The organism is Pseudomonas sp. B13(2017), from assembly GCF_002113245.1.
Lineage (GTDB): Bacteria > Pseudomonadota > Gammaproteobacteria > Pseudomonadales > Pseudomonadaceae > Aquipseudomonas > Aquipseudomonas putida_Z.
This window is the reverse complement of sequence record NZ_NEJX01000042.1, coordinates 1-10712: the sequence shown is the minus strand read 5'-3', so window position 1 is coordinate 10712 and position 10712 is coordinate 1. Positions and strand designations below refer to the sequence as shown.

The window sequence follows — 10712 nt, the reverse complement described above, 5'->3', positions numbered from 1 at the left end:
TGAACTCGCGGGTGTAGGTCTTTCGTTCTTGCATGGAACCTCCTGATTGGGCGAATCATATCGCCCTTAAGAGGTGTCCGGGATCATTAGGCCAGTTCACCTTGTGTCGCGATGGGCTGCGACGCAGCCCCAGAATCCTGTGCCTCAATAATAGGTCCGAGGCTGCTCGTCAGCCTTGTTCAATACCGTCCCCACCAGGTTCACCCTGGCCAGGTGATGCAGGCAATCTTCGATTTCCTTCCTGTTGTTCATACCGTTGGCCACCACCAGCAGCACACAGTCGAACTTGGGTATCACGGTGATCGCATCGTCAGAGCTGAGCAACGGCGGCAAATCGAAAATGCAGATGCGCGACTCGTAGCGGTTGCGCAGTTCGCTGATCAGGTTGTTCACTTTGGGCGACGACAGCATTTCGGTAGACAACGGCACCGGTACCCGCGTGGGCAGTACCACGAACCGAGGCAAGGTCGGGTTGACCAGGCAATCCTGCAGCTCGGCCTTGTCCGTCAGAAACTCGTTCAACGCCTGGTCCATGGGCAGGCCCAGGCTGCTGCCGACCTTGGGCCGACGCAGGTCGAAGTCCACCAGCAACGCAGTCTTGGTGGTGTGGTGGGCGATGCTCATGGCCAGGTTGATCGACAGCACCGTCTTGCCTGCTTCAGGGGTTGGCGAGGTGATGGCCAAGGTTCGCCAGCCATTCTCGTCCATGGTCCTGAGCACTTGCGTGCGTAGCAGGTCAATCGGCCCGTTCATGTTGGAGTTCTTGTTGTAGGCGACGATACGATGACGCTCCAGGTGCTCCGCGCGCAGCGGCACCACCTTGGTGTTCACGTAATCGAACTGGCCAGGCACTTCCACCAGCGCCGTACCTGGAGCGGGTGACAAGGCCTGCGGGGTACCTGGGGTAACCTGGTGAAGATTATTGCCAACAGCCGGCTTGGTCCTGTCCATCACTGCTTTCCTATGCAAACCGAGACATGACTTTGAACAACAGCACATCCAGTGGCATGTAGAACACGTGCACCAGCACCACCATGATAGCCGCCAGCACCAGTGCAGCCAGGATCAGCCAGTTGCGCCAACGCTTGCGCCTGGCCACATCGGCCTTGGTATCGATGTATGGCAGCGCCACCAGCACCCGCCTGCCCAGCAGGTTTTCCAAGGCACCGACGCCGCGAATGCGCTGGTTGAGCATTTCCAGCAGCATCACCAGCGCACCGCCACCTGCCGGTGCCAGCACCAGGCCCAGCGCAGCGATTTTCTTGCGGTTGGGCTTGATCGGTTTCTCGGGCATCAGCGGTGGCTCCAGCAGCACAAAGCGCTCGGCCTTGTTCTCCTGCTCGAGGCTTTCGGTAATCTTCGCGCCCATTTCCTTGGCGCGGATTTCCTCGTACTTCTTGCGCGCGTTGTCGTGGTCACGCATCAAGGTCACCAGGCCACGCTCGACCTGCGGCGCCTCGAGGATCTCGGCCTCGTAGCCTTCCATCTTGCGGGTCAGCTCGCGCTTCTGCTCGGCCAGCGAAGCAATGCGCACCTGTGCCGCACTCATCTTGGCGCGCACGCGGGCGACATCGAGGCCGACCGTGGAGGCCGCCGCCGTGCGATTGCCACTGGCTTCGAGCGCCTGGATCCTGCGCTTGACCGCCACCACATCGGGGTGGGCTTCCTTGTAGCGGCTCAGCAGCCGGGCATACTCGGCTTTCAGGCTGGGCAGGTCCTGGGGCTGCTCGGCACTGGCCACCCGGGGGCCTTCGCCGACCTTGGTAGCCAGCCCGGCACTGGCCGCGGACAGTTCCAGCTCAAGGTAACGCAGCTCTTCCTGGGCGGCCTTGTAATCACGGTCGACCTCGCGGAACTCCAGCTCCGAGCGTGACAGCATGTTCATGCGCAGGGTCTGGTGCTCGGGCAAGGCATTGGCGTGGGCCTGCTTGAAATCCGCCAGCTGGTTTTCCAGGCTGGCCAGCTCGGCACCCAGCTTGTTCGCCTCCTGGGTGAGGAACTCGGTGGTTTCGTTGGCCCGCTCGGTACGCTGCTTGAGGTTCTCGTTGAGGAACAGCGTGACCAACTCGTCGGCAACTTCCTTGGCCACCTCCGGCTGCTTGTGCTCGAAGGACACATTGAACGCCACGGTTGCTTCGCCACGCCCGCGTACATAGGTTGTGAGGGTTTCGACCACGATGGCACTGCGCATGTGGTCAATCTTGTCGCTATCGCTGAAGCGCTTGTCGGGGAACAGGTTGTACTTGTCGATGATGCGCAGCAGGTTTTCGCGGGTCATCACCCGCTGGCGAATCACTTCGATGCGTTCATCGGCGAAACTGGTGTTGTTGGTCGATACCAGCTCGGGTGAAATCTGCTGCGACTCCACCAGGATGGTGCCGGTCGACTGGTAGATCGGCGGCACCATCACTGCGACAGCGACGGTCGCGGCCAGGATGACTACGATGCTCCCCCCCAACAACAGGGCCCGGTCCTTGATTATGGCGATGTAATCTCTGAGGGAGAGCTCGTAGTCGGACTTCATGGGGCCACCTGCCTGAAGTTCAGATGTCGGGGTACCTGTACGTCAACGTCAAACCCACGATCGTAGCGTTCGCATCAGCTTCGTGATCCTGCTGCCGATCCTTGTACATCAGCGACAGGCGCAGGTCCCAGTACGGCGAAAACTCGCGGCTGGCCCACACGCTGTAGGTCTGCAGGGTGTTGGGGGTCTGCCCTTTGCTGTCTTGCCAGGCAGCGTCCGCGCCCACCCGGGTCAATTCGCTGACGGCGTAACTCCACACACCGCGCACCTGGTCCAGCTCGGCGAAGCCGCCTTCGGCGCTGGCCACCGTGCTGCGTTCGGCGGTGAAGCTGGCGACGGCGCGCGCACCGGTATACAGCAGCGCTACCCCACCCTCCCCGCGTCGGCCACCTTCGTCACCGGAAACCTCGGTGACACCCACATGCGCATCGGCGCTGAGGCGTTCGGAGAACTGGTACTTGACCCCGACCGCCGGGCTGTAGCTATTGGACGCCGTCGCCGTCTGGTCCTGCTCGGGCTCATAGCGCCGGGCGCCAAAGCGGCTGTACAGATCAGCCCGCTCGCTCCAGGCGTAGGTCCAGGTGAACACGTTGCCCAGTTCTTCGTAACCCGTCAGCGTACTGATGTCATAACGGGCACGGTTGTACGTGGTTTCGTTGCTCAAGGTGCTGCGTTCGGTAACCGCCTGGCTCCAGTTGCCGGCCAGCGTATACAGCTTTTGCGTGCCATCGGTGGTGACCACGCCGGTATCCAGCACCGTTCCCGACAGCGTCGAACTTTCGTTGTAACGCGCCAGCAGGCCAAACCGCCCGCGCTCGGTCTGGCGCTGCCAGCCCAGGCTCACGTCGGGGTCCTCACGGTTGTCGACCACCGCCGTGTCGGACGAGCGCAATACATGCACGCCTAGCCCCAACCTCAGTTCGTCACGGTCGAAGGTACCGATCAGGGTGTAATCCGGCGCGATGATCGTGCGCGTTATGCCCTTTTCACCCGACGACAGCAGCAAGGGGTTGCTGTCATGTTCGACGGATGTCGGTACCACCACCGTAGACTGCCAATTTGCTGCCAGGACTGTGTCCGTAAACGGCAACACCAAGATTGCCGTTGCAATGCTAGTTGTTCTTAGAAGAGGCATTAAGTGTTCTTATTAAAGGCAAGATCAAGGAACGACCAGCGTATCGCCAGCCTGCAGTTGGATGTTGGTGGACATATCCCGGCCAGACACCAGGTCTCTATATCGCACGGGCAGAATTTTTTGGGAAGCGCCGGTGCCACGCACCACTTTGATTTCGCTTTCATCTGCAAACTTGTCCAGGCCACCCGACATGCTCAAAGCCTGCAGCACTGCGGTAGGGCCTGCCATTTGTACCGGCCCGGGCTTGATCACTTTGCCTTGTACATAGACCAGGTTGCCGGCGATGCTCTTGACGACAACGCTGACATTCGGGTCGGGGAGAAACTTCTCGAGTTTGGCAGCCACTTGTTTTTCAACTGCCGTTACATCCAGCCCGGCAACATCGATGCGCCCTGCCAGGGGGAACGTGATACTGCCATCGGGAAGTACGGTGGCTTCCTGGCGCAGGCTGTCTTCCTGCCATACCGAAACCATGACCACATCGCCGGGGCTGAGCAGGTAGGTAGCACTGTGCGGGTCGGCCTTACCGGCACCAGACCACACCATCAGCATGCAGAACGCGGCAAACATTGAACGCACCATGAGGGTCCCTCCGGCCGAAAAGGCCCGACAAAGAGCACTGAATGAGAACAACACACCAACTCTCGCTCCGCTTCGCGGCATACACCAACCGCGATGGCCTCGATCTTCCAGAGGCCTTGCCTTGACGCTGTGTGCCTGCAACCGTGGACCTGCACGGGCTACTGGCAATATAGCAACGGCTGGGGAATTGACAAGCAAGGCCCCGGGCCGCTGGCGTCAAGGGTTAAACCCAGGCTGGCGGACTCAGATCTGTTTCCTGTTGGCGACTGCCACAAAGCCAACGACAGCAAATGCAAAGAACCACCCTGCGGTTGAAACAGGGATGATACTGTTCTGATTGATATACATATCCGCCGCACGCGCCGCGCCACTCATCAGCGCCAGCAAAGACATCGATTTGATAATCAGAGCCGTGCGCATACGCCCCTCCTGTAAAGAGGAAAATCAACTATTTGTTGGCGTGGTGTTCGGGAGTTGTTTCACTGTTGAATTGAGCTTATGAACACAATGACATTGCGTCAACGATTCGACACTATAATAAAATTCAATGGGCGCCGGACAATACAGTCAAAATATCGACGCGCAAGTTGAGCACAGGCCGCTGCATTGGTGGCGCCAGAGTTTCATCGCTGAGAAAGGCAAGGCCGTGGGGCACTTTGGCGCCCCAGCGTATTACTCGTCTGCGTGGTGTACCACGACCAGCAACTGCGCCGGCAGCGGCCCCACCGACCTTAGCCGGTGGGGTGTCTGGGCATTGAAATGCAGGGCATCGCCTTGCTCCAGCAGCACCCGCTCGTTCATGAAGTCCACCTCCACCTGGCCGGCGTGGACGAACAGAAATTCCTCGCCCAGGTGTTCCTTGAACGTGGGGTCGCTGAACTCGGTCGGCGGCTGGATCAGGAACGGCAGCAGGCTGCGCTGCCCGACCTGGCTGGTGAGGGCCGCGTACCCCGGCCCTGCCCCGTCACCCACCAGGGCCTGGCGCTCGCCATGGCGCACCAGGCTGTAACGGCTCTGGCCGGCCTGCTCTTCGGCGAACAGTTCTTCGACATTGACATTCAGTGCCCGCGCCAACTTCAGCGCAGCGGCGATCGAGGGGGTGTTCAGGCCACGTTCGACCTTGGACAGGTAGCTCTTGGTCATGCCGGTCTTGTCGGCCAGCAGCTCCAGGGTCATCCCCAGTTTCTTTCGCAGCAGTTTCAATCGGATAGACATGTGACGCGGGTTTCCCAGGCGAAGGCAGCCTGGCCATCATACGTGGACTGCCAGGGAAATGCTGGGGCTGCTGTGCAGCCCATCGCCGGCAAGCCAGGCTCCCACAGGTACTGCGCATGGCTTGGGGCCAATGCAGTCGATGTGGGAGCCTGGCTTGCCGGCGATGGGCCGCGCAGCGGCCCCGACTTTACGGCATCACCGGCGGCAGGTACTGCAACGTCGTACCCAATGCCCACAGCAACACCAGTACCAGCGGCACGTGCACCAGCAACTGCACGAACGAGAAGCCGATCAGGTCGCGTGCCTTGAGCCCCAGTACCCCCAGCAGCGGCAGCATGTAGAACGGGTTGATCAGGTTCGGCAAGGCTTCGGCGGCGTTGTAGATCTGCACTGCCCAGCCCAGGTGGTACTGCAGGTCATTGGCCACCAGCATCACGTAAGGTGCCTCGATGATCCACTTGCCACCACCCGATGGGATGAAGAAGCCCAGCACCGCCGAATACACGCCCATCAGCACGGCATAGGTGTCATGCGTGGCGATCTGGGTGAAGAACAGCGAAATGTGGTGGGCCAAAGTCTGCTCGTCGAGGCCCTTCACCTGGGTGAGGATGGCCGCGATCGAACCATACAGCGGGAACTGGATCAGCACCCCGGTGGTGGTCGGCACCGCGCGCGCCACCGCATCGAGGAAGCTGCGCGGGCGCCAGTGCAGCAAGGCACCGAGCATGATGAACAACAGGTTGTAGGTGTTCAGCCCGGAAATGGCGGTAATCGCCGGCTTGGTGGCGAACTCCTGGTACAGCCAGCCGGCAGCCAGGGCCACCAGCAGCAGGATCAGGATGGGGCTGTGTTCCAGCCACTCGCCCGGGCGGGTGCGCTGGGGTGCCGGTGGCGCGGTGAAGCTGGGGTCGACCCCACAGTCCTGGGCGCTGCGCGCACTGTGCGGGCCCGGGGCCGTGGCGTAGGCGATCACCAGCGAGACCACCACCAACGCCGCCAGCATCACGCCGGACTGCCAGAGGAAGATGGTTTCGGTGAACGGGATTACCCCGGTAATCGACAGGATCGACGGTGGCAGGCTGGCCGGGTTGGCCTGCAGTTGCGCCGCCGACGAAGACAGGCCCAGCGCCCACACGGCGCCCAGGCCCAGGTAGGCGGCTGCACCGGCGGCGCGGTAGTCCATCTTCAGTTCGGTGCGCCGGGCCAGGGCGCGCACCAGCAGGCCGCCGAATACCAGCGACAGGCCCCAGTTGAGCAGCGATGCCAGCATCGAGATCAGCGCCACCCAGCACACTGCCGAACGGCCATTGCCGGGGATGCGCGCCAGGCGGTCGATCAGCCGCGCCGCGGGCGGCGAGCTGGCCACCACATAGCCGCCGATGACCACGAAGGCCATCTGCATGGTGAACGGGATCAGGCTCCAGAAGCCATCGCCAAAGGCCTTGGCGGTGTCGGTCGGCTTGGCGCCCATGGCCAGGGCGCCGATGCACACCAGCAGCACCGCCAGGGCGGCAAACACCCAGGAATCGGGGAACCAGCGTTCGGCCCAGTTGGAGCAGCGCAAGGCAAAGCGCGCGGAACGGCTGTCTTGGATTTCAGCGGCCACAGTTCAATTCCTTTTATTGGTTTTATGAGGTGAAGCAGTATTGCCAGACAACGCAAAAACCCTGTGGGAGCGGGCGTGCCCGCGAATGCGTCGGTAAATTCACCGCAGCATTCGCGGGCACGCCCGCTCCCACAGGGTAGGATCACATGATGCGTTAGAAGGTCATTTCCTTCACATCATCCGGCACGATCAGCTTGCCGGCGGTTTTCTCGATGATTTCCTCAACGCTCACCCCGGGCGCAGTCTCGCGCAGGATGAAGGCGCCGTCTTCGATTTCCAGGTAGGCCAGGTCGGTCAGCACCTTGCGGATGCAGCCAGCGCCGGTCAACGGCAGGCTGCACTGCGGCAGCAGCTTGGACTCGCCGTCCTTGGAAGCGTGGGTCATGGTGACGATGATGTTCTCGGCACCGGCCACCAGGTCCATGGCGCCGCCCATGCCCTTCACCAGCTTGCCCGGGATCATCCACGAGGCGATGTTGCCTTGCACATCCACTTCGAAAGCGCCGAGCACGGTCAGGTCGACATGGCCGCCACGGATCATGGCGAACGACTGCGCCGAATCGAAGATCGAGGCACCGCGGCGGGCGGTGACGGTCTGCTTGCCGGCGTTGATCATGTCGGCATCGAGGGTGCCTTCGGTGGGGAATTCGCCCATGCCGAGCAGGCCGTTTTCCGATTGCAGCATCACATCCATGTCGGCGGGTACGTAGTTGGCCACCAGGGTCGGAATGCCGATGCCCAGGTTTACGTAGTAGCCGTCCTTCAGTTCACGGGCGACGCGTTGCGCCATCTGTTCGCGGGTCAGTGCCATGGTCAGGATCTCTTTGTTGTTCTGGTGGATGGCGCTCAGGCCTTGACGGTGCGCTTTTCGATACGCTTTTCGAAGGTGCCGACGATGACGCGGTCCACGTAGATGCCCGGGGTGTGGATCTCGCTGGGCAGCAGCACGCCAGGTTCGACGATCTCTTCCACTTCGACCACGGTGATCTTGCCGGCGGTGGCCGCCAGCGGGTTGAAGTTTTGCGCGGTGTTGCGGTACACCACGTTGCCGTAGTGGTCGGCCTTCCAGCCCTTGACGATGGCGAAGTCGCCGGTAATGGATTCTTCGAGGATGTACTTGCGGCCGTTGAACTCGCGCACTTCCTTGCCGTCGGCAACCGGGGTGCCGTAGCCGGTGGCCGTGTAGAAGGCCGGGATGCCGGCGCCACCGGCGCGCATTTTCTCGGCGAGGGTGCCTTGCGGGGTCAGTTCCACTTCCAGTTCGCCGCTCAGCAGCTGGCGTTCGAACTCGGCGTTTTCGCCCACGTAGGAAGCGACCATCTTGCGGATCTGCCGGTCTTCCAGCAGCACGCCCAGGCCAAAGCCATCGACACCGCAGTTGTTGGAGACCACGGTCAGGCCCTTGACGCCACGGCGCTTGATTTCGCTGATAAGGTTTTCCGGAATGCCGCACAGGCCGAAACCACCAGCCAGTACCGTCATGTTGTCGGTCAGGCCTTCGAGGGCCTGTTCATAGGTTGCAACGCGCTTGTCCAGTCCGGCCATGCTGATCCGCCTTTTGTAGTTGTTGAACCGACGAGGCTGTCGGTGAGCGTGTGGGGACATCTTCACCGCAAGCGACTGATTTGTTAATTTTGTTTTCATCATCGATTGATAACTTTTGCAAAACAACCAAAAGGCCTGTCATGAACGTCAAGCAACTGCGCGCCTTTGTCGCTGTGGCCAAGTACCAGAGCTTCGCCCAGGCCGGTGAACACCTGCATGTCTCGCAACCGGCCCTGAGCCTGACCATCAAGGCCCTGGAAGAAAACCTTGGCGGCGCCCTGCTGAGCCGCACAACACGCAGCGTCAGCCTGACTGCCGAGGGCGAGGTACTGCTGCCACTGGCGCGGCGCCTGCTGGCCGACTGGGACGACACCGAAGAAATGCTGCGCCAGCGTTTCACCCTGCAACTGGGCCGGGTTTCGGTGGCGGCCATGCCGGCCTTTGCCGGCAACCTGCTGCCCTACTCGCTGAAGGTATTTCGCCAGCGATACCCGAAGGTCAACGTCACGGTGCACGATGTGATCAACGAACAGGTGCAGGAACTGGTGCGCCATCGCCGCGTCGAACTGGGCATCGGCTTCGAACCGGACAACATCGATGGCCTGGATTTCCACCCGTTGTACATGGACCGCTTCGTCGCCGTGGTGCCCGCCGATTCTCCCTTGGCGCAGCTGCCCCAGGTCAGCTGGGCACAGTTGCTGGCCGAAGACTTCGTGGCCCTGCAACGCCCTTCGGCGGTGCGCCTGCTGATGGAACAGAACGTGGCCGCCCACCACGGCAAACTGGCGGTGGCTTTCGAGAGCCACCAGCTGTCGACCATCGGCCGCATGGTTGCCAGTGGCCTGGGGGTCAGTGCCGTACCGGCACTGTGCATCAACCAGATGCAGGAGCTTGGCGCCCGCTGCGTCACCCTGGTCGAGCCCACGGTCGAGCGCCGCATCGGCGTGATTGCCCTCAGCGAACACAAGCTTTCCACGGCGGCGCAAGCGCTGCTCGAGGTACTGCTTTCCAATACCCGCATCCCGGAGGTGACATGCGTTACGTGAAACTGGCAGGTTCGAGCGTTCCGGCCATCGGCCAGGGCACCTGGTACATGGGTGAAGATCCGGCCCGCAAGGCGGCCGAGGTGGCGGCCCTGCAACAGGGTATCGAACTTGGCCTGAACTTGATCGATACCGCCGAGATGTATGCCGAAGGTGGTGCGGAAGAAGTGGTTGGCCAGGCCATTGCCGGGCGCCGCGACCAGGTGTTCCTGGTCAGCAAGGTGTACCCGCACAATGCCAGCCGGCGCGGTATGGCAGCGGCCTGCGAGCGCAGCCTCACGCGCCTGGGCACCGACTGCATCGACCTGTACCTGCTGCACTGGCGTGGCCAGCACCCACTGGAGGAAACCGTCGAGGCCTTCGAGCGCTTGCGCGAGCAAGGCAAGATCAAGCGCTGGGGTGTTTCCAATTTCGACGTCGACGACCTGCGCGAACTGCACAACCCCGATTGCGCCACCAACCAGGTGCTGTACAACCCGGCCCAGCGTGGCATCGAGTTCGACCTGTTGCCGTGGTGCGAAAAGCGCGCGCTGCCGACCATGGCCTACTGCCCGCTGGCCCAGGCCGGGCGCCTGCTGCAGCACCCGGTGCTGGCGGAAATCGCCGAGCGCCATGGTGCCACGACGGCCCAGGTCAGCCTGGCCTGGGTGACCCGTGATGACGGGGTGATAGCCATCCCCAAGGCCGTGACGCCCGAGCATGTGCGGTTGAATGCGGCTGCGGGCATGCTGACCTTGACCAGCGAAGACCTGCGGGCGATCGACCGGGCGTTCCCGGCACCGACGCGCAAGCAGCGGTTGGCGATGGTGTAGCGACTGTCGCGAAGAGAACTGAATTCGCAAGCAATCCTCGTACCCTGTGGGAGCGGCCTTGTGTCGCGAAAGGGCCGCAAAGCGGCCCCAGGATTGATGCGCAACAGTTGAAATTGCTGGGGCTGCTTTGCAGCCCTTTCGCGACACAAGGCCGCTCCCACATCTATGGTCCTCCCAGTTTCTGCAATACTGAATCTGGATGCGTAGTTGGCTTGCCGCAATCTATTCGGCGTCGAAGGGTTAAGGTTCG

At 61.8% G+C, this 10712-nt stretch carries 11 protein-coding genes; 2 read left to right on the top strand and 9 right to left on the bottom strand.

Features of this window, described 5'->3' with window-relative positions:
* Positions 1-144 precede the first annotated feature (144 nt).
* The 9 genes from CAG44_RS27230 to CAG44_RS27195 form a co-directional block, all read right to left on the bottom strand.
* Positions 145-951 (bottom strand): CpsD/CapB family tyrosine-protein kinase, encoded by an 807-nt coding sequence (locus CAG44_RS27230; RefSeq protein WP_085593459.1) that lies wholly within the window; start codon positions 949-951, stop codon positions 145-147.
* A 10-nt stretch (positions 952-961) separates the two neighbouring features.
* Positions 962-2524: a Wzz/FepE/Etk N-terminal domain-containing protein gene (locus CAG44_RS27225; RefSeq protein WP_025339249.1), complete on the bottom strand. Its 1563-nt coding sequence runs from the start codon at positions 2522-2524 to the stop codon at positions 962-964.
* Positions 2525-2543: 19 nt separating this feature from the next.
* Positions 2544-3659: a hypothetical protein gene (locus tag CAG44_RS27220; protein WP_025339250.1), complete on the bottom strand. Its 1116-nt coding sequence runs from the start codon at positions 3657-3659 to the stop codon at positions 2544-2546.
* 24 nt (positions 3660-3683) lie between these two features.
* Entirely contained in the window at positions 3684-4241 is a 558-nt protein-coding gene (locus CAG44_RS27215) for a polysaccharide biosynthesis/export family protein (RefSeq protein WP_085693486.1), read from the bottom strand.
* Positions 4242-4484: 243 nt separating this feature from the next.
* Positions 4485-4661 (bottom strand): EPS-associated small membrane protein EppA, encoded by a 177-nt coding sequence (gene eppA, locus CAG44_RS29005; protein ID WP_075045301.1) that lies wholly within the window; start codon positions 4659-4661, stop codon positions 4485-4487.
* A gap of 252 nt (positions 4662-4913) precedes the next feature.
* Positions 4914-5456 (bottom strand): helix-turn-helix domain-containing protein, encoded by a 543-nt coding sequence (locus CAG44_RS27210; RefSeq protein ID WP_075045302.1) that lies wholly within the window; start codon positions 5454-5456, stop codon positions 4914-4916.
* A gap of 187 nt (positions 5457-5643) precedes the next feature.
* On the bottom strand, positions 5644-7062 hold the full coding sequence (locus CAG44_RS27205; RefSeq protein ID WP_085593469.1) for a short-chain fatty acid transporter: 1419 nt from the start codon (positions 7060-7062) through the stop codon (positions 5644-5646).
* Positions 7063-7216: 154 nt separating this feature from the next.
* Positions 7217-7873, bottom strand: a complete 657-nt coding sequence (locus tag CAG44_RS27200; protein ID WP_085693483.1) for a CoA transferase subunit B — start codon at positions 7871-7873, stop codon at positions 7217-7219.
* 35 nt (positions 7874-7908) lie between these two features.
* The gene (locus CAG44_RS27195; protein WP_015270421.1) at positions 7909-8607 is read right to left on the bottom strand and encodes a CoA transferase subunit A; all 699 of its coding nucleotides are present in this window, start codon (positions 8605-8607) and stop codon (positions 7909-7911) included.
* Positions 8608-8747: 140 nt separating this feature from the next.
* Here CAG44_RS27195 and CAG44_RS27190 point away from each other — a divergent pair, with 140 nt between their 5' ends.
* Both CAG44_RS27190 and CAG44_RS27185 read left to right on the top strand, forming a co-directional pair.
* Positions 8748-9653 carry a LysR family transcriptional regulator gene (locus tag CAG44_RS27190; protein WP_085593471.1) on the top strand — a complete coding sequence of 302 codons (906 nt, stop codon included), beginning with the start codon at positions 8748-8750 and terminating at the stop codon, positions 9651-9653.
* Positions 9641-10462 carry an aldo/keto reductase gene (locus tag CAG44_RS27185; protein WP_085693481.1) on the top strand — a complete coding sequence of 274 codons (822 nt, stop codon included), beginning with the start codon at positions 9641-9643 and terminating at the stop codon, positions 10460-10462. The genes CAG44_RS27190 and CAG44_RS27185 overlap by 13 nt, the downstream gene beginning before the upstream one ends.
* Positions 10463-10712: the final 250 nt, after the last annotated feature.